This window comes from Marivirga salinae (assembly GCF_030503855.1).
GTDB lineage: Bacteria > Bacteroidota > Bacteroidia > Cytophagales > Cyclobacteriaceae > Marivirga > Marivirga salinarum.
Genome location: NZ_CP129971.1, coordinates 4264280 through 4284693 on the forward strand (window position 1 = coordinate 4264280; position 20414 = coordinate 4284693).

Genomic DNA, 20414 nt, shown 5'->3' on the forward strand with positions numbered 1-20414 from the left:
AGGACATATAAGGGTATTAATGTTTCAGATAAGCAAAGGATAAATAAATTAACTTTTCTCTTCCAGCATTTCCTCGAGCTGGAGATTGTAATCATACTGCAAATCTTCCTCCATTTTATTAATGGTTTTGCGAATGGAAATGATTAATCTATCATATAAATTTATCAAAACTGTATTTCCCTTTATTGAAGGAGAAAGCGAAAGCATTTTATGGCAAAAATAAATCAGCAATTCAACCTCAGTTGTTTTCTTTTTTGAATAGCGGATATATTTTCTGGTGAGTCTCAACACTTTCCGGATGGTCTTTTTCATCCAATAGTAATTCTTATTATTGATTTCTGAGAATTGTAAATCAATTTCATCTTTAACTGATTGGATATATCCCTCCTCATTTGCAGCCTCAAAAAGCAAATAAGTCAGAAGCTCTTTATTCTCCTTTTTAAACCGAGATAAGCTCAAGCAATAAGACAACAGCTCTTCTTCTGATTTATGCTTTAATTCTTTTTTGATTTCTGCCAGTGTTGCTGCTTTCATAAAATTTGAGATTTCAGAAAGCAACAAAATCATTCCTTAATTAAAATACTATTATCAGTGATTATTTTTTTCAAGTTCTCTACATCAAGAGGCTTTTCAATATAGGTCAAAGCTCCGTTTTGAAGAGCAAAACTTTTATCTGAATCCAAAACCGAAGTAGTTAAAATTATAATAGGTATATGACCTTTTCCATATGTGTTTTTTACAACTTGCAAAACCTCTAAACCATCAATTTTGGGTAAATTCAAATCTAAAAGCACCAAATCAGGCTCTTCACAATGAGAAAACTCATGCTGCTGTAATAAAAAATCAATAGCATCTGCTCCATTATTAACAACTTCTAATATTAAATCAGAGTAAAACTCCTCTAAATAGACTTGAGTAAGCACAACATCAATCTCGTTGTCTTCTACCAATAAAATTTTCATAGCGTATCATCTTAACAGAAAAAATTAAAATGATGGATGATGAGAAGGTGCCATTAACTATGCTTGATGAAAGCAAAAACCACCTTAATGTTGCTCAATATTAGGTCATCTAGTTTTCATAATTAAGTCAAATTCGATTAAAGTTGATTTATTAAAGACCAATGTGCTTTTTCTTTCGAAATGAAATATCTAACGAAATTTTAGAATAAAAGAACACTATGATAGATCAATTTTTAACGTAAAATCGGAATGCTGATCTATTAGTTTGCTTATAAAAGCTATTTATATTTATTCATTAAGCCAAAATCAAAGGGAGTCCACAAACATGCTTTTAATCCACTTTTTTTAAATCCTTTATTCACCCATGAGTTACAAGTTTTGTAAAAAGAAAAACTCCCTTTTGCTCTATAGAAATCATCTCTTGAAGTATAGCCTTTATTTTTAAGTAATATTAGCTCTCCATTTTTATTAAAATCGAAAGACTCATATAAATATGTATTCAATCTACTGAGCTCAGATTCTGTTATTTTAATTTTAATCCAATGGTTTTGTATATTTTGATAACGAGTGGTATGAATCAATGACGAACCATTTAAGAATACAGCTTTAAATGCCACATCAAATTTCAAATCTCCCCAAGTTCGGGTATTTAAATAAAATTCTTCATCACCCCATCCAAAGCCTAAAAAATTTTCATTTGGTTTATGTACTAAGTTAGACAGTAACGATGAATCAATATTTTTCTTGGGGATGACAATATCTAAATGAACTCCATTTGAAGCTAAATAAATGGTTTTATCAGGTATTTCATAGGATTCATTTCTGTCAATTGTGATGGTACTAAGAACCAAGGAAACAACTAAATAAGTAAAAGGAATTAACAAAAAATATAACCCGTATTTAATTATTTTCTTGACTATTTTCATTTGAATTAATTCATGAATTCTATCATGGCTTTAAGGATTTCGGCTTAATATACAATCAATTTCATTGGTTTTTTTTACAGTCAATTTATGGATTGAATAGTACCTGTAGGGAAACCACCGTCTCTTCTAATTTGATGATTGGTCATATTGAATGAATTTGTTACACTTGGGAGATACTTTTGACAAATAAAAAAACCTAAAATAATTTATACTTTATTCGCTTTTTTTGGCTTAACACTTAAAGTGATAGACGGAAGGCCGTACATTTTCTCAAAGGCTTATATGAATACGAAACAAATTTAAAGCAATAATTTTTACTTTTTATCATATAAATTAAATATTAAATTAATTATATCTTTTTGCTTTTTACTATAACTAATCCTATATTGAAAAAAAACCAATAGCTATGACAAGAACAGTAATATTTATCAAACATTCTATTCGGAAGGTTAGATTCTTGCCACTTGTTTTACTAATATTGGGGACCATCTCCGCCTGCGAACAATCCTCACAACAACTACTCCCTTTAGAGCAGCTCGAAGACGAAAAAACATACAAAAATCTTGAAGAGGCCCTGGAAGAGCCTGAAAATGTGTATAAGCTAGATTTAAAAATGAAAAATCTTACCACCCTCCCTGAAAGCATTGGAAAGCTAAAAAACCTGCAAAGATTGAATTTGGGGGGAAACCAACTTACCACACTTCCAGAAAGTATTGGAAAGCTGAAAAACCTGCAAAGGTTAGATTTATTTGTCAATAAACTCACTACCCTACCAGAAAGCATCGGAAAGCTACAAAACCTAAAAGGGCTATATTTGCGAGATAACCGCCTTAGCAGTCTGCCAGATAGCATTACCAAGCTAAAAAAACTGATATGGCTTAATTTGTATAACAATAAACTCACTAGCCTGCCGGAAAGCTTTGGAGAGCTGAAAAGTCTTGAATACCTGGAATTGCATAAAAATGAACTCACAACTTTACCGGAAAGCTTTGGAGAACTGCAAAGCTTGGAATCTCTTAAATTAGGCTCCATTACCGGTGGTAACAAACTCTCCACCCTTCCTGAAAGCATTGGAAAATTGCAAAAACTACGAATTCTGCGGTTAAACCGTAATCAACTTACCACCTTACCGGAAAGCTTTGGAGAGCTGAAAAGCCTACAAATTTTGCACTTACAAGATAATCAGCTTACTGCTCTTCCAGAAACTATTACTAATCTGAAAAATCTGCAAGGGCTATATTTAGGTGACGAACAACTCTCTAACCTACCGGAAACTATCCTTAAGTGGGCAGAAGAAAATGATGTGGAAATCAGACGGTAGCAAAAACCTAGAGAAGAGAGGGACTTAAGAACTGCACAAATACTTTCTGTCTCTAATCAAAAACTGATGTTTTTTTCGGGCAGTAGACCAATGAATTTTATACCTTAAATTCCCAGTCACCAAAACAACCGAAACCGTTGGACGAGCTAGAATTGCAGCTATAACCACATTCCAGTTCAATTACAATTTTTTATTAGAATTGCTAAATCAATACAGAAGCATACTTAGCCCCAAAACTTCAATTAAAATTGAGCAAAAAACCTCAACAAATTTTGTTGAGGTTTTTCATTTTAGGATACTTGAGCTTCACTTTAATATTTTCATTGGTTCTATTTAGTAAAAGCAATGCGAATTCAGTATTAACAACAAACAAACTGAATTGAGGTTATAGAAATAATAGCATGAAATATATATTTATACTCATCTTTTCCTTCAATATCTTCAGTCTCGAAGCACAGAACTTTTCAAATGAAAGTTCAGATTCTCTGAAAACAAAGAACACCTTTTTAAGAAGCTCCATACTACCTTTAACTATAATAACTGCAGGAGTTACTGCCAACAAAAGTCAGTTTGAAAAAGATTTAAGATATGATATAAGGGCAAAGGTAGGCAATGATTTTCAATTTAAAATTGATGATTATTTCCAATACGCACCCATTTTAGAAATTTACCTCGCTGACGCCCTACATATCGAAGCTAAAAACCATTGGTTCGACCAAACTAAATACCTGCTGATTTCAAATGTCATATCAACTGCTATTACACAAGGTTTAAAACGAATCACCCTAAAAACAAGACCAGATAATTCCACGAATGATTCCTTTCCTTCAGGGCACACCACCTTTTCATTTACCAACGCAAGTGTTTTAATGCATGAATTTAGAGACAGTGCCCCGATTTTAGCTTATAGCGGATATTTCTTTTCCACTACAACAGGCGCTTTCAGAATGATAAATGACCGACACTGGATATCGGATGTATTATTTGGTGCAGGCATTGGGATAATGGCTACTGAACTGGTTTACTATTTGGAACCTCTTAAAAACTTTAACCCTTTTAAGAAAAATGAAAACATCATTTTTTTACCTATGATTAACCAAGATAGTAAGGGATTTTATTTTTCATATACTTTCTGAAGAAATCGGTTTTTAGGGTTATATAATTAACATCTTTTTTGATGAGGAAATCTAATCAATAAAAAAGAACAAAATTTATCAAATTCTTGTCATTATAATCATCAAAAAGCTACTGTCGCATAAATAACTATTCTGATGAGTCTTGCCATGTGGGTTGTATTTCAAACAACAACTTTTTGGCTTGGGAGCCTAAAGACCACTTCCTATTGCTTTTTTACCTCTTTAGCTACTTAACAGAAAAAAACAAACGCCTATGAGCGAAGGTTTGTGTGGGGAAGTAGTGCATGGAAGAATTGTTTAAAGTGTATTAATGCACTTTAACTGTAATGCATCAAAACTGATTTGATTTATTTCGGATTTTGATGATGCAGATCTGAATATAAGAGATTATCTAGAGAAAAGATAATGGGTGCGGAGTAGAATAGAGAAGAATCTATTTCCTAAAATACAATTATCTCTTTAAATCATTTATAAATCCTACTAAAGATAAGATTGATCGAATATTGATAATAATTTTGCATAAACTATTGCACACCTGAAATAATAAGTCAGAACTTGCATAAAGTTTTAGTATATAATCCACAAAGCAATGAGAAAATTATCCTTTATTCTAATCTTTCTTTTTTCACTGAGTCTTAGCTTCGGTCAAGATGTTTCTACTGCTACTTTCTTAAGGGAAAAAGGTCTTTTCCCTGATCTTTCAGGACCTACTGGTTTGGCTATAAGCAGTGATGGAACAAAAATGTTTGTTTCAGGAAATCCAGTCTCAGGAGAAGGTATTGCTCTCTATGATCTGAGCACGGCTTATGATGTAACCTCAGCCATAAGAAATACCACCGTATTTCTTGATATAAGCGCCAGTGGTTATTCACCAGTTGATATCGCTTTTAACTCAGATGGTACGCGACTATTTATCATGGCCAGTAAGTTTGATGGCGTTGAGTATTTTGAAGAAATTTTAAGGTATGATTTAAGCACGGGCTTCGATTTGAATACCGCTTCCTTTGTTACTGCTTTTGATGTTACTACCCAAGAAGATTTTACCACTGGTATTGCATTGAGTGCTGATGGTACCAAAGTGTATGTAATCGGTAAAACCAATAATACGGTTTTAGAATATAGCATGCCTACAGCTTATGATTTGGCAAATGCATCAGCAACGGGTAATACCATAAATGTCTCCACAGAAACAACGGCTCCTGAAGCTATCCGCTTTAGTAATGATGGTAGCCAGCTTTTTGTGCTGTATTCAGAGAATGCAACAGCACTAGAGATTTATGTATACAATTTAAGTTCACCATACACACTTACAGGAGCTAGCTATGCAGGAACAGGAGCCTCTCCAGCTTTAGATTTTAATAGAGTTTGGGCGCAAGGAATGGTGTTTTCGGGAGAAGATAAAATGTATTTAGTTGGTACCAATAGTACTGATGCTCCTATCGTAGAATATGACTTAACAGTACCTGCTGGTGATACAGAACCACCTGTTTTTACCTCACTTACTACTGCAAGTTTTGCAGAAAATGGAACAGGCGTTGTTTATACAGCCGCGGCTTCAGATGCGACTAGCGTTACGTATGGTTTGGCTACTGGAGAAGACAATGATTTATTTAACATTAACGCGACTAATGGTGAATTAACCTTCAAAAGTGCCCCAGATTTTGAGGCACCAGCTGATGGGAATACCGATAATGATTATAAAATTACCATTACAGCGACAGATGGAATAAATGCTGCTTCTGAGCTGAGTGTAAATATCACCGTAACTAATTTAAATGATAACACACCAGTTATCAATGCTTCTCAAAGTTTTACCGTCGATGAAAATGCAGCTGCAGCAACAGCAGTAGGAACGGTTGCAGCCACCGATGAAGATGCAGGAACTACTCTCAGCAGTTGGAGCATTACAGGAGGTACTGGTGCAAGTGTATTTTCAATTGATGCAAGCACAGGTCAAATTACAGTGGCTTCCGGAGCTTCTATAGACTTCGAAACCACACCAAGCTACACGCTAACAATTACAGTGAGTGATGGTGCAAACACCTCAGATGCCGGAACAGTCAATATTGCTGTTAATGACTTAAATGACAATACGCCAGTAATCACAGCTTCTCAAAGTTTTACTGTCGATGAGAATGCAGCTGCAGCAACAGCAGTAGGAACGGTTGCGGCCACCGATGCAGATGCAGGAACTACTTTAAGTAGCTGGAGCATTACAGGAGGTACAGGAGAAAATTTATTTTCAATTGATGCAAGTACAGGTCAAATTTCTGTTGCTACCGGAGCTTCTATAGACTTTGAAACCACACCAAGCTACACCCTAACAATAACAGTGAGCGATGGTACCAATACCTCAGATGCCGGAACAGTCAATATTGCTGTGAATGACTTAAATGACAATACACCAGTTATCACCGCTTCGCAAAGTTTCTCGATCGATGAGAATGCAGCTGCAGGAACAGTTGTAGGAACAGTTACAGCCACAGATGCCGATGCAGAAACCACCTATAGCAACTGGAGCATTTCCGATGGAACAGGATTAAGTGTTTTTTCAATTGATGCAAGCACAGGTCAAATTACTGTTGCTACCGGAGCTTCTATAGACTTTGAAACCACACCAAGCTACACACTAACAATTACGGTGAGTGATGGGGCAAATACTGCTGCACCAGTAGCGGTTGCTATTAATGTCAATGATCGCTTTGAATATAGTGGGGGTAAAGGAACGGCAGAACAACCGTATTTAATTGGTAGTGCAGAGGACCTTATTTTTTTAGCTGCAAACCAAGGAGAATGGGGCTTGTATTTTGAACAAATTAATGACATCACTTTAGCCAGTGATAATTCTCTAGCGTCGATCATTTCATTTACTGGAGGTTATGACGGTGCGGAACATATAATAGGTAATTTGCAGTTTTCAGGTGGTGCGCTGTTTAGTACTATTGAAGAAGGAGCCTACGTACAAAATTTAGGACTTGATATCAATTCTTCGGGATCATCTGGTTTTGTTAGTGAAAATCAAGGATCAATAAACAACTGTTTTGTTACTGGGGATATAGGCTTCACACTGTTTGGTGAAGGTTTCTGTGATATCAATTCTGGAACAATCACCAATTCATATTCACTCGTAAATTTAATTGGTCCAGATAATGCAGTAGCATTTGTTAGAAATAATTCAGGTACAATTGTGAATTGTTATTATGCTGGAAGAATTGATAACGTTCTTAATGCTTCTGGATTCTCTGCAAGTAACAGCGGGTCCATCACTAATTCTTATTGGGATACAACAATAAGCGGAACGACTAATAGCAATGGAGGCGAAGGTAAAACCACTGCTGAAATGCAGACCCAATCCACCTTTGTAGGTTGGGATTTTGAAACTGTCTGGAAAATGGATGATTATCCAGTATTTATTTGGCAGGAGATTGCACCAGAAAGTTGCCCGGTTATAGCCAGCACCACCCCAGTAGATGAAAGCTGTGCAGGATTAGGAGGTATAGATATTACATTAACTTTACCTCAGGATGAAGCAGGAAATGCCATCATTGAAAGCCATGAGGTAAGCATTACCCCAATCACAGCAGATGGTAGTACCGGAACGCCAGTGGTAACTACAGAAACACCTGATGCAAACGGCTTAATTGCTATGACTGGTTTAGCAGCAGGTACTTATCAAGTGAAGGTAAATACTACAGCTAATATTGCAAATGAAGGAGCTTGTGATGCCAATCAAGCGGAAGTAACCATTGCCGCTCCAACGGCACCAAGCATTGTAACAGATAATGTAACTTACGACTGGAATTGTGAGAGCGGAAGCATCTCAGGTATTACCCTAAGCGCAGGTTCAGCTGAGCTCAGTACTATTCAATATCAGTGGCAAGATGCACAAGGTGCTAATGTAGGTGAGCTTACTGCTTATAATGAACCGGAGATTGTTTTAGGTGATGTAGCAGCTGGCACTTATACCTTAAATATTAGTGTAGCAGAAGGGAATGAAATATGTGTAAATACGGCCAGTTTTGAATTAACAAATGATGGCTCTTGTAATCAACTTTCTGGCGAAACCTTAGCAAAGTTATGCACCCTTCATGCATCTCTCCCAGAATATGCTCAAGCAGCCTTAGGTTGGGACTGCTCTACTCAAAGCAACAAAGCTGAAGATTGGCCTAGGGCTACCTTCGATGGCAATGGAAATGTTACAGCACTGGATCTAAGTAGTCTAGAATTAGAGGAATTACGAATTGAAGTATTTGAAAGCTTTCAGCAATTAGAAACTATAAACGTTTCTGATAATAGGCTCACTTTTAAAGATCTAGAAGAATTGTCACCAGTGGTGAAAACCATAATTTCTACTAGCCAAGCGAATGTTGGTGATAGAATTGATGTGTCTTTCAACGAGGGAGAGGATGTTACTTTAAGTATTCCTAATGGAGTGACTGGTATTGACGGCATAGTTAAATGGTATTATTTTGTTTTAGGAGAATCTAGTAACGATAAGAAACCACTAGGTAATGGTCCAGAGATAACTATAGATAATCCTTCTAATGCGTTCAATGGTGCAACCGTTTTTGCTGAAATAACCAATCCAGGCTTTCCTGATCTAACCATTCTTCGACAGGATATACGTTTATTTATGACTCAGCCAGCTGTAAGGGTAAATCCGTTCAAAATTAGATTACGCATGGGGATGGCTGGATATTCAAGTCGGCCAGTAAACCGGATTACTATTTCTAATGGCAATGAGGTCCAAATTGATGGCGAGCCTTTAGTAGGGGCAAGGTTAAGTTTGAGAGATGTGGCCGCTGATGTATTTATTCAAACTGGTTTAACGGATGAAAATGGTGAGTTTGAATTGTTAGCTGAATATGGGAAAGCTTATGAGCTATACATCTTGTTGCCAGACCAATCTCAGCAATATATTATCGAAATTCCAGCAAATGATTCTGGTGAACTGCAAGTAGCAGGTCAAATAAATGCGGATGGAACCTTGGACGTAACGATAGAAAATGTCGTATTGAGCAATGATCAAGAATTGATTGAGGTACAAGTTTACCCTAACCCATTCTTAGATCAACTGATTGTAGATGTAGAAGGCCAGGCAAAATTAAAGGTATTTAATATGTCCGGGGTGCTACAATATGAAGAAACATTTGATAGACATACTACAGTAGATTTATCTAATTTAGCCAAGGGCGTATATTTGTTAGAAATAAACAATGCCAAAGGCAAAGCGGTAAGTAGGGTTGTTAAGAGATAAAGCTCTAACAAACTATAAAATACTACAAAAAGAAAAGGGCGGTCATAACTGCCTTTTTTTTACTCAATTTTGAACATAAATCATTCGCAATTTATATGTTTTCGGTACGCTTGAATGTTCAAAAGGCTTGCTGTTTATTTATAAAGGGTAATTACGGCTATACTTTAGACTAATATCGGTAATTCTCAGAAAGTTTGAGTGCCATTCAATACCATATCAGACAAGGTAATCTTTATCGGAAGTGTGTTTTTGACAAAGGCTATTTGGGAGAATACTCTGGTGGCTCATCAACTATATTAATTATGGCAATACAAAGTGGAATTGTCAAATCCACAGTAAATATGTAGGGTATATCTTTCTACAAATCTATAGATGGTTATTAAGCCATGAGATTGGCTTGTAAGAAAATTAAGAAGAAAAGCCGTAGTTCTTAACTACGGCTTTTTTATGTCCAATCGGCAAAGAAACTAGCTTCATAAAAATAAATATATAATACTAATAATTAAATAAATTCACTTTTAATGTACTTTAATAATAATATATATTATTAAAACTGTATATTTATATGATATATAGTCATATGTTTATATCTGAATTTACAGTGATACTTGAAAATTTAAATATTATTTATGTTTTGAAGTGATTTATACAATGTTATAGCGCTTAAAAAGGGGGTGAAATTATCAGTAGAAAAACAGGAATGCTAGTAAAAATGAGTACAAATATTTATCAGTAATTAAATTAAGTTTAACAAAATAAATTTCCAAAAATGAAAAAAATATCAATACTTTTAGCCCCGATGCTGGCGATACTATTTACCTTCCAAGCCTGCAACGAATAAGATGAAGCACCTGCACCGATAATTTCCGGATTATCACCTTCTGAGTTTACTCTGGCATCAGGTGATACGGAAACCCTCATTATTTCAGGTTCCAATTTTGGTACCGATCAATCGTCAGTGACAGTAGCTTTGGATGGTACAAACTTGACAGTGCAAAGTGTGACCGATACCAGAATAGAGGCAGACGTAACTGCGAGCGCTAGCAGTGGTACAGTAACTGTAATAGTAAATGGGAAGACAACTACCAGCAGCCAGTTGGTAACCATCAATCAGCCACCGGTAATCAGTGACTTTACCCCAAAAAGTGGAGCTGTCGACACGGAAGTAACAATCAACGGAAGTAATTTCACCGCTGATGCAACAGTTACTTTTACTAATAATCATGAAGCCAATGTAGAATTTGTATCAGCCAGTGAATTGAAAGCAATTGTACCGCAGAATGCGGTAACAGGGAAAATTAAGGTAACGGCTTTGGGGATAGCAGTAGAAACAAAAGAAAATTTTGTAGTGGATGCAGAAGAAGAAGAAGAAGAAGAAGAAACCCCCAGCGAACCATTTATTGATTCTCGCGATGGAAAAGAGTATCATACAATAACCATTGGAGACCAAGTATGGATGGCCGAAAACCTTGCATACTTACCAAGTGTAAATCAAGTTGCCGATGGTTCTGAAGATGCAGCGGGTGCTTATTATTATGTATACGGTTATGACGGCACAGATGTAAATGAAGCCAAAGCAACAGACAATTATGTAACCTTCGGTGTTTTATACAATTGGAGTGCCGCTATGAATGGCTCGGAAAGCAGCAGTGGCAACCCAAGCGGAACACAAGGTGTTTGTCCTGAAGGTTGGCATTTACCTAGTGATAGTGAATGGAGACAATTAAAAACTTACCTAGGTGGATCAAGTGTTGCCGGTGGCAAACTTAAAGAAACCGGAACAACCCATTGGAAAAGTCCAAATACTGGAGCAACTAACGAAACTGGATTCACAGCTCTACCAGGAGGCTTCCGTGTCGATTATGGAATGTTCCTCAACGTTGAAAGCGTTGGTTACTGGTGGAGTGCCAGAGAGGACGGTGGTTCGACTGCCTGGTACCATGACATAGACTACGATGAGACCAGCGTAGATAGGAACCTCAGCTATAAGGAGTTTGGGTTTTGTGTCCGTTGCGTGAAGGATTAATTTAATCATTTGATATGGGAATATCTCATAAACTGTGTAAGTTCTAAAATAGGGCTAAATCAGTTTATGAGCTATTCCCTATTTTGTTTTCTAAACAAAAGTCCTTTATCTCTGGGTTATCGGGGTAATCAAGCACTCATGTATTTTGATAATAGTTTATCTGAAATTTCTGAATACTTCAAAAGGTTTTGAATATAGATTTATAACTTCATTCTTTTGATATGTAACTCGATTTTTCTGGCTTGTGAATAATCCTCTCATTTTATTGTGTAGTATAACCTCCAGTCATCTGTTTTCTGAGTGAAGTTTAATTCACTAAAATTCTTTTCCAAATGATTTTTCAATCGCTCTTCCACAGTCAAGATGGTAATTCCAGTATAAAACCTATCTAATTATTCTGAATAATAGTATGTAAACGAATGCTTCCATAACGAAAAAAGCCCCAGAATTACTTCTGAGGCTTGATTTCGTGGGCCCACCTGGGCTACACTAAAACCTTATTAATATCTGATATTCAGATACTTGTGATTTTATTGATTTAAAAGGGCACGAATAGGGCACTAAAAATTTAATCGTTTTTGTCGCCAAATATCGGCTCTTATTGAAGCTAAAACTGCCAAAGAACTTTTCTTTGATATGTTAAATATACACAAAAAAGGGCAAATTTTATGAATAAAAGGCGGGAAATTTCTGGATTAGAACCTAAAAATTTGGCTTAATCTGTGAGGTATTCTTGGACTGTTTCAGCATCTATTCCAGTGTAATCTGAGAACTCGGAAACAGTAATAAGCTGATGTTTCTCTTTTCCTTTTTGCTCTCTTATACGTTCTAATATTCGTCTTCCAGTGCGCTCGCTCTTACCTGTTATCCGCTGGATGTCCTTTGGGTATATGATGGTTCTTTTCAATATCATCTCTCCATACTTTACTGATACTTTATCTATACTTTATCCTTGGCTTTTATATACTCTAATATAGCTAATTTTTAGAAAGCTTGATTGTCATATTTTGCCAATGTAGTCAACACGACCTTTTGCGGAAGTCAGTTTTTGACAAACGCACATTTGAGGAATACTTTGGTGGCTCATCAAATATATTTTCAATTATGGCAAGACAAAATGGAATTATCAATTTTACAGGTAGAATGGGCGGAGTGTCTTTTTACAAGTCCAAGGATGGTTATTTAGCAAGGAAATCCGAAGGAGTTTCAAAAGAAACTATTAAAAATGATCCAGCTTTTCAGAGAACTAGGGAAAATGGTTCTGAATTTGGAAGAGCTGGTAAAGCTGGAAGGCTTTTGAGAACCTCTGTTCGACCATTGCTTTTGAAAGCTGCAGATAGTCGGGTGACCAGTAGAATGACTCGAGAAATGGTGAAGGTCGTGAAAAGCGATACCTCCAACGCTAGAGGGGCCAGGACGGCTGTTGATGGAGACATTGAATTATTAAGAGGGTTTGAGTTCAATCAAAGTGGAAAGCTGAATGCTACCATGTATGCGCCTTTTACGGCTGCTATTGATCGAGCAACTGGCGAAGCAACTGTGGAGATTCCTAGCTTTATTCCTCAGAATACTTTTGCTGCTCCTGGAGGTGCTACTCACATGCGTTTAGTGGCCGCTGCAAGTAAAGTGGATTTTGCAGAGGAAACTTTCAATCTTGATACAGATGAAAGCAGTGAAATTGCTATTGGTCCACAAACTGAAGCTGCCATTACTTTAACAGCTACTCTTCCTACTGGAGGACAAGAGCCAATCTTTTTGCTGTTTGGAGTTGAATTTCTTCAAGAAGTGAATGGGACAATGTATCCGCTTAAAAATGGTGCATTTAACTCACTGGCATTGGTTGAGATCGAAAATGACGCTAAATAATATTTATAATGGAGTTTGAATTAAAGCGAACCTATAGATCAAGCGGAACTAATGGAGCTCTTTGGTATGATGGAACTTTGATCTGTCATACCATTGAACTTCCTTGGAAGGATAATGAAGCAAATATCAGTTGCATTCCTGAAGGGAGATACCTTTTGGAAAAGAGGATTACACATGAAAGAGGATTTCACCTGATATTGAAAAGTGTTCCTGGTAGGAGTTGGATTTTAATCCATGCTGCGAATGATGCCCAGACAGAATTGGAAGGCTGCATTGCACCAGTCTCGGAGCTAACAGGTATTGGAAAAGGAATCCGATCGAGTGAAGCCATGGACAAGCTTTTGGAAGTCTTTGAAGAGGCTCAAGAGAACCAGAATCATATTTACATCACTATTAAAGAGAAATCAGCTATGAATATTTTAGAAAGGGTTAAGAAGCCCACTCCTAAGTTGTTTAGAAAATTGCGGACAGTCGGTTTAATATTGGCTGCTGCTGGAGGTGCTATTTTGGGAGCACCAATCACATTGCCAGCTGGCTTGATCACGGTTGCAGGATATTTGACCGTTGGTGCCAGTGTCCTGACAGCAGTTAGTCAGGTGACGGTGGATGATGAGGTGAAAATTCCTCCACTTCCTGAGGTGAAAAACAAGGGGGATGCAAGTCCACGGTAAGGCAGGCACAGCTGGCGGAACACTGCTCACCGTGCTAGTCAATCTGCAAACAGCTGATATCGTCAAGACTTGCATTTTGGCAGCTGTGGGAGCATTAGTTAGTTTTTGTATGTCATTGGCCATGAAATGGGTGGTCAAGAAAATCAAGAAGAAAAGCCGTAGTTCATAGCTACGGTTTTTTTTATGTCTAGTCTGCAGGGAAATTAGCAAAAAAAAAGCCTGGCAGGCGTAACCTACCAGGAAAGCCCAAACCGCTAAAACGGCACAGGCGAATAATAAAACTGAAACCATAAAACCCTAACCGACAAAGTGCCATAGGGACCTGAACCAAACCGCCTAAAACTAAATTTAGGCTTAGACCAAACGTACGCCACCAACCACCGGCTGGCGATGCGCACTCTTAAAATTAAATTAAACATAGTGCGCATCCACACAGGAACGGTGAGATAGATGCAAGAGCGGCACAAAAAAAATACTACCGCTTGCGGTGGAGATTTTTTTGTAGCCGGCAAAGCGAACTCTTGCATCTTTCTCATCCGCATGCCTGTAAATTTCACTATGTTTGAGTTGATTTTTTCACTGTCGAGTCGCAGTGAAGTTGGCTCGAAGCTTTTTGGGAAAGTGAGAAGTTTAGCTGATAATCAGCTTTGGAAAGCTATCTCTTATTTCTGATTCTAATTAGGTATCTGGAATTGTCTTTTTATTTTCTCCAGAAATTCGAACTGATTTTTGGTTTTGATAAAAATTTCAATCTGAAAATTGTTTCTATTTTGCGTAGTAAATTTTAAATAATTTCCTAAACCTGTTGTGCCTTCATTTGAAAAAGCCAAACCTGTTATTACTTTTCTCTCGTAAGAACTTAGTGTCAGTTTTAGATTCTTTAATTGATTCAAATTTAAATGATGGCTTCCTATAACTCTGCTCCTAATAGTCAAGCTACCACTTGTTGATAATTCCATTACTCCGATTTCTATATACTGCTTCACATATGCTAGTAAAATCAAGCTTAAAGATAAGCAGACTGCTAAAATACCATTTATATTTCTATTAGCGTCAAAAACAAAAACTGCTAATAAAATTGCTATCAAGGATAAAACAAAGAAAATCAATGTCAACAGATAAGTTTTTGTTCGTTTACTGGACACTATAGTGAATTTCATAATTCGGTATTGGGTCGTTTTAGATTAGAAATAAAGTAAAATATTATAAAAAAAAGAAAGCAATAGCTTTAAATTCTATCGAGGCATTTTTCCAAATTTAGAAGCTTACCAATAAAGTAAACTATGGAAAACTTGCAATTAATAACCTACACACCACAGGGAAATATTTTCAAAAGAGAAAAGAAAAAAAACAAAAAAAAAGAAAAGAGAAAGCTTTTCTTTTAGGGTGAATCGCTTCGGGGGCAAGTCTTTTTTGAAAAATACTTCCGCCATTGGGCGGAGGAGATTTTTTAAAAAACCCTACGGGCTTGGACTTGCGGCCGAAAAGCGAGGCATCCCTAACTTGCTTTCCTCTTTTATTTTATTTTTGAAAAGATATTTACTTGAATCAGGAAATTAAGATCGTCCAAATTCCTGGGGCAAACTCAACGCGGCCTAAAGCCGCACCTTAAACGGGTGGTGGGGAATTTGGGAAAAGATGTGGAATGCTGTCCTATCGTATTAGCACAACAGTTTGATCAAGGCACCATGCGGGTAGATGTGGGAAGGTGAACGCAGGAAGAGCGGTTGCAAATAATGGAGTTTACGAAATGGTTTGCAATCCGCTGTGTGTCGAGCCGTCTGCGAGTGCGACCCCGGGTGGTAGACCGAGAGTGACCGAAGGAAACGGGGGCTAGCTATGAGCGGAGAGTAACGGAGCGAGCAAGGCTTGGCGTGGTTTTTAGTTAAAAAAAGCTGTAGCCATTTTAATCATAAACACTAACAGCTTTTTTTGAAAAACCATGACAAGCCGCAGCCCGGGGGCGCCCGCAGGCGAGCCTAACTCTGGCAACCGGGGGCTGTTACTTTTAAATGGAGTTTACGGAATTTTAAAGGAACAGACCAGGTAGGTTGCCGTGATGCAATTGGGCTAAGCTGCAAGGGGCATGACAGCACTTGCCCTGAAAGGGTTGGCTTTTGGCTTTAAATACCTTAAAAATTAACACTTATTTAAAGCCTGAAGCCAATGCTGGCGAGACCCTTTGCCGCAGCCCAAGTGCAGCACACCATAGTGCCTGGCAGTGCGGCTGGTATATCAAACAACAACTTTTTGGCTTGGGAGCCAAAAAGACCGCTTCCTTTTGCTTTTTTACCTCTTTATCTGCTAATCAGAAAAAAGCAAAAGCTATGAGGGAAGGTTTGTGCGGGTAAGTGCGGTTGGTTAGCCGAGGGCCTTTGATTTACCCTTTAGGGAAATTAAAGGCTTTCGGCTGTGGGAGCCATGGGCTTTGGCTAATTTTTTGGATTGTGTAAGGGATGTAGGGAAATTAGGCAATGCACATGGTGGTGGTTTTGTAGCTTTAAGATGTTGTGCCTTTGAATAAGTAAAGCTGCATTGGTTGGATTCAGTGAGGAAATTTCAAGATTTATTCTTAAAATATTTGTATATACCAAAGTAATTAATTTACATTGAAGCTCCTACAAGTTATACTCAAGACTTTAGGTTTTGGTTGAAATAAGCCGACAGCACCCCTGTTGTCGGCATTTTTGTTTAGACTGAAACGATTAGATACTCAGTTGTGCGGTCGTGCTTTCTATTTTTCTAATCTAATTGTATGGTAAATCCATCACCAATTCTTGGAGTAAATGTCGGAATAAAATCAACTGTTTTATATAAGGTATCATCATCATGCTCAACAATAACTCCATCAAGCTTGTTTTGTAATTTTTCATTTTGTATTGCAGAAGGTTCAATTGAAAAACCCACACCAATAATGTATTTATGTGTCTCTTTTGACATTTTTAGCTTTACTCGTTTCAAGTTTAGCATTTCGCATAATTGTGAAAAATTTCTTACTGTCATATTATTATTAGTTTTTGATAGTTACATACCTGCGATTGGTTCTTTAAAATACATTAAATCAATCCATTGTTTTATCTTGTCAAACCTGAATCCATAAATACTACTTTTAGTCGTGTCATTTTCTCCATGAGTTACTAATCCAACTAAATGTCCTCTTGTATCAATGATTGGTGCTCCACTACATCCTTTGAATCTTTTGTGGTCATTAATCGGTGCACCTAAATCAAGTTCTACAAATTCATCTCCAATAGATTTTATTGGTAGGCCCCAATATAAAGCTTCTTGAAAATTCAATATCCCATTTTCAAAATCAGGTTTTATCCGTCCAAAAAAGCTACATTGCTGATATGTGTCAATTTGATAATCATCATCAACAATTACCATCGATTTTCCACCTTCATTTACTGTTATTTTACCGATTCCATTTAAGTCAAATTCTTTTTTGTCTTGCACTATGTTTTCAAGCAAAGAAATCTCTCGAAAAGCAATGTCTAATTTGTCTCCGCTTTGGTCAGGATTCTCGATACAATAGACTAAGTCTTCAGCATCAGGCATATCTTCAAATACAATTTTTGTCATATAAGAAAAGTCGCCCAAATAGTAAATTTCGGTCTGGTTATTTTTCACTCTACCTGTTACAATCCCAATGTTTTCATCTGGATAATCGGAAAAATGAGAAACTGTACAAATGAAGAACCGTTCTTTATATTTAATTATCACTCCTGAACCTATGGAAACAGGCTTCAAGTCGTTAAGATTACTTCTAACTAGGTGAATACATGCGGTTACTGTTAATTCTATTATTCCCATAATTTAAGTTTCAATTTATGTATGGAGCTTTTTTGTATGCCGTAAAACACTTTAAGTATGAAGCGTTACGTGGGTTTGTGTAGCATAATGTTGGCGGTTCGGTATTATTATTTAGTAATGAATGTCGTAGTCCCACCAGACAATGGTATATAACTACTAAGTCCACTAGATAGCACTTCACTTTCTAATTGTTCTAATTCTTTCGCCATTAAAACATTGTTTTGTTTTGTTCTAAGCTCTTTTAGTTTTTTAATATATTCAGTATTACCTTGTGGATAATAGTCTTTCCAATAATCAATCATGTTCAAAATATCCTCAATTAACATATTTCTATTGGTTTGGATAATATTTTGGTCGGATTGTATTCTATTTACCAAAGAATTTAATTGTCTTACGGTTGTTTCAGCTTTAAATTTAAGTGTTTTTTCTTCTTCTATTTTTGAAAATACTGTAGTAAAATGATTAACTGTAATACCAATTAGCAAGGCCGACAATAATTGTAAAACGGCCTTAAAAAATAAATCAGCTGTTGGAATGAAAAAATATGCAGAAATTAATGTTAAAATAGAAATTATGAATGGAATAACTGTCATTGGGTGTCTTATTGCCTCCCAAACCTTATTCCAAGCATTCATTGGGTCTTTGTTTATATTATTCATATGATTTCTATATATTTCTTTTTCAAAATATCTATTTGCTTCTCTACTGGTTTCTAACTGATTGCCAATGAATTGCTAAATATACGAAGAAGTGCATTTAGCTGAACTACAGTTTTGTTGCTATATGTATTATGTAAAATAAACTTAGTTAAAAAAGTATAATATTAAGGTAATTAAGGTGAAAATTTTGGGTAGAATCTTCTTTCTAGTAAATATTGTAAGACGAACATGCTATGCTTCACAACGCGTACGATGGGGTAACTAACAGTTTGAAACAGTCGGTCGATCAATTTACGATTCTTTTTCTCTTTCTTCCCACTGAATGCCAAGTGACAGGTACATTATCGCTTCTCTGGCTGTTTTAATTACCTTTAAGGTTTTCATATATAATTCTTCTAAAGAAACAGAATAAGACATTTTATCCAAAAACATATCTGGAGCTGTTTCTTTTTGAAATGCTTTTTTATAAACTTTGAAACTCTTGTGCTCAATATAATTTCGCATTTTTACTATCTCTGATGCATCGGGCTCTAAAACTGACTCGTATTGGTCATCGTTATAAAAAAGATCTTTACTGATCCAATATAGTGCACGAAACATCAAATTTCTTTTTTTAATAAAATCCTCTCTTAAATTTCCTTTTTTATCGAACCAGATTGTTCTGAAGTTCACCTTATGTTCCTTTATGTCTAAATCAAGGTATGAATTCAGAAAGTAGCTAATTTTATCAAATAGGGAATAAGCTATTCTAAAGGCTGTTTTAATTTGTTCTGTCTGAATTGAATTAATGGAGGAATCAAGCATATCATATCTCAATACACCCCTATCAGCATAATGCTCAGAATCATCGTTGCTTCCTCTGAACAAAAATAGCCGAGCAGTGATGTACTCTTGTTTTATCTGATTGAAAAAACTGTGATAGGATCCCGCTTTTTCAGAAGTTATGACCATATTAGGTAATGCAAATGGGTCATGATTGGCTATTTTAAATGTTCCTAAATCATTCAACGGATTTAAAAAAAGCACATTTTCTAAACACCAAATTCTATATAATTCTTCTTCATTTGTAGAGCTCTCCGAAGATATATTTAAATCTGGATTATAATCCGTGACCCAAGTATACTGAGTTTCCAAATACTGAACTTTTTCAATATAATCGTTTAAAGCGTTTGGTTCTATTGGAAATTGTATTGCTCGTTTTAAATATTTATAACCTAAACCAAAATAAATTGAGCGATGCCCATCATCATACAAGCTGTTAAGGCCATGGTAAATCATGCTATTACCTTTAGCTCCCAAGGCCATACCAAAGGTTCCATCAATTTTGATCGCCTTGTTCCAGTTTTCCATTGCCGCAACGAATCGACCACAAAAATCAAAACTATTAGCCAGGTTAGTATGAATCTGGCAAAAAGTTACAGCGGGATGTTGTACCTTATCCTGATTGAAATACTTAATGGCGCTCCTAAGATGTATGATCTCTTGTTCCACTTGGGGATGATCCCAATTCCAGGATTCTGACTGAGTTTTTCTCAGTTTTCTTAAATCACTCCAAGCAATACTTAAATAGTAGTGATATAAAAAACGTTTTTCAGGAAATAATGAATCCGGTTCGACTTGATATGAAAGTTCAATAACCCTTTTTGTACCTTTATCAGTGCTCAGATCAAAAGAATATTCAACAAGCTTCATAAAAATTTCTAGTGACTCATCTTCTGAAAAATTTTTAAATGATTCAATTCCTAATAGTCTATTTAGTTCGGTTAATTTATCCATA

Annotated in this window: 17 protein-coding genes; 7 read left to right on the forward strand and 10 right to left on the reverse strand. The window is 36.2% G+C overall.

Going from position 1 to position 20414, the window contains the following annotated elements; genetic code table 11:
* Positions 1-48: 48 nt before the first annotated feature.
* The 3 genes from QYS49_RS17985 to QYS49_RS17995 all read right to left on the reverse strand — a co-directional run bounded on the left by QYS49_RS17985 (position 49) and on the right by QYS49_RS17995 (position 1888).
* A complete protein-coding gene (locus QYS49_RS17985; protein ID WP_308349358.1) occupies positions 49-534 on the reverse strand; it encodes a hypothetical protein in 486 nt (161 codons plus the stop codon).
* A gap of 29 nt (positions 535-563) precedes the next feature.
* On the reverse strand, positions 564-962 hold the full coding sequence (locus QYS49_RS17990) for a response regulator (protein WP_308349360.1): 399 nt from the start codon (positions 960-962) through the stop codon (positions 564-566).
* Positions 963-1240: 278 nt separating this feature from the next.
* Positions 1241-1888, reverse strand: a complete 648-nt coding sequence (locus tag QYS49_RS17995) for a DUF2459 domain-containing protein (RefSeq protein ID WP_308349362.1) — start codon at positions 1886-1888, stop codon at positions 1241-1243.
* 406 nt (positions 1889-2294) lie between these two features.
* Between QYS49_RS17995 and QYS49_RS18000 the strand changes: the two genes are divergently transcribed.
* The 3 genes from QYS49_RS18000 (at position 2295) to QYS49_RS18010 (ending at position 9602) form a co-directional block, all read left to right on the forward strand.
* Positions 2295-3209: a leucine-rich repeat domain-containing protein gene (locus QYS49_RS18000; protein ID WP_308349363.1), complete on the forward strand. Its 915-nt coding sequence runs from the start codon at positions 2295-2297 to the stop codon at positions 3207-3209.
* A 401-nt stretch (positions 3210-3610) separates the two neighbouring features.
* Positions 3611-4345 (forward strand): phosphatase PAP2 family protein, encoded by a 735-nt coding sequence (locus tag QYS49_RS18005; protein ID WP_308349364.1) that lies wholly within the window; start codon positions 3611-3613, stop codon positions 4343-4345.
* A 589-nt stretch (positions 4346-4934) separates the two neighbouring features.
* The gene (locus QYS49_RS18010) at positions 4935-9602 is read left to right on the forward strand and encodes a cadherin domain-containing protein (protein WP_308349366.1); all 4668 of its coding nucleotides are present in this window, start codon (positions 4935-4937) and stop codon (positions 9600-9602) included.
* 747 nt (positions 9603-10349) lie between these two features.
* On the opposite strand, the gene QYS49_RS18015 is transcribed toward QYS49_RS18010, so the two are convergent.
* Positions 10350-10523, reverse strand: a complete 174-nt coding sequence (locus tag QYS49_RS18015) for a hypothetical protein (RefSeq protein WP_308349367.1) — start codon at positions 10521-10523, stop codon at positions 10350-10352.
* Here QYS49_RS18015 and QYS49_RS18020 point away from each other — a divergent pair.
* Positions 10495-11628, forward strand: coding sequence for an FISUMP domain-containing protein (locus tag QYS49_RS18020; protein ID WP_308351596.1), 1134 nt, complete (start codon positions 10495-10497; stop codon positions 11626-11628). The genes QYS49_RS18015 and QYS49_RS18020 overlap by 29 nt on opposite strands.
* 715 nt (positions 11629-12343) lie before the next feature.
* Here the strand turns inward: QYS49_RS18020 and QYS49_RS18025 are convergent.
* Complete coding sequence (locus QYS49_RS18025) at positions 12344-12541, reverse strand: hypothetical protein (protein ID WP_308349368.1); 198 nt, start codon at positions 12539-12541, stop codon at positions 12344-12346.
* Between the two features lie 191 nt (positions 12542-12732).
* Between QYS49_RS18025 and QYS49_RS18030 the strand changes: the two genes are divergently transcribed.
* Together QYS49_RS18030 and QYS49_RS18035 are read left to right on the forward strand one after the other, a co-directional pair.
* Positions 12733-13494: a hypothetical protein gene (locus QYS49_RS18030; RefSeq protein ID WP_308349369.1), complete on the forward strand. Its 762-nt coding sequence runs from the start codon at positions 12733-12735 to the stop codon at positions 13492-13494.
* Between the two features lie 8 nt (positions 13495-13502).
* Complete coding sequence (locus QYS49_RS18035) at positions 13503-14165, forward strand: DUF5675 family protein (RefSeq protein WP_308349370.1); 663 nt, start codon at positions 13503-13505, stop codon at positions 14163-14165.
* Positions 14166-14839: 674 nt separating this feature from the next.
* Here the strand turns inward: QYS49_RS18035 and QYS49_RS18040 are convergent.
* The gene (locus QYS49_RS18040; RefSeq protein ID WP_308349371.1) at positions 14840-15325 is read right to left on the reverse strand and encodes a hypothetical protein; all 486 of its coding nucleotides are present in this window, start codon (positions 15323-15325) and stop codon (positions 14840-14842) included.
* Positions 15326-16282: 957 nt separating this feature from the next.
* Between QYS49_RS18040 and QYS49_RS18045 the strand changes: the two genes are divergently transcribed.
* Positions 16283-16516 carry a hypothetical protein gene (locus tag QYS49_RS18045; protein WP_308349372.1) on the forward strand — a complete coding sequence of 78 codons (234 nt, stop codon included), beginning with the start codon at positions 16283-16285 and terminating at the stop codon, positions 16514-16516.
* Positions 16517-16907: 391 nt separating this feature from the next.
* On the opposite strand, the gene QYS49_RS18050 is transcribed toward QYS49_RS18045, so the two are convergent.
* The 4 genes from QYS49_RS18050 to QYS49_RS18065 form a co-directional block, all read right to left on the reverse strand.
* On the reverse strand, positions 16908-17105 hold the full coding sequence (locus tag QYS49_RS18050; protein ID WP_308349373.1) for a hypothetical protein: 198 nt from the start codon (positions 17103-17105) through the stop codon (positions 16908-16910).
* A gap of 84 nt (positions 17106-17189) precedes the next feature.
* Positions 17190-17978: a hypothetical protein gene (locus QYS49_RS18055; RefSeq protein ID WP_308349374.1), complete on the reverse strand. Its 789-nt coding sequence runs from the start codon at positions 17976-17978 to the stop codon at positions 17190-17192.
* Between the two features lie 107 nt (positions 17979-18085).
* Positions 18086-18637 carry a hypothetical protein gene (locus QYS49_RS18060; RefSeq protein WP_308349375.1) on the reverse strand — a complete coding sequence of 184 codons (552 nt, stop codon included), beginning with the start codon at positions 18635-18637 and terminating at the stop codon, positions 18086-18088.
* 291 nt (positions 18638-18928) lie between these two features.
* Positions 18929-20413 carry an LA2681 family HEPN domain-containing protein gene (locus QYS49_RS18065; RefSeq protein WP_308349376.1) on the reverse strand — a complete coding sequence of 495 codons (1485 nt, stop codon included), beginning with the start codon at positions 20411-20413 and terminating at the stop codon, positions 18929-18931.
* Position 20414 lies beyond the last annotated feature (1 nt).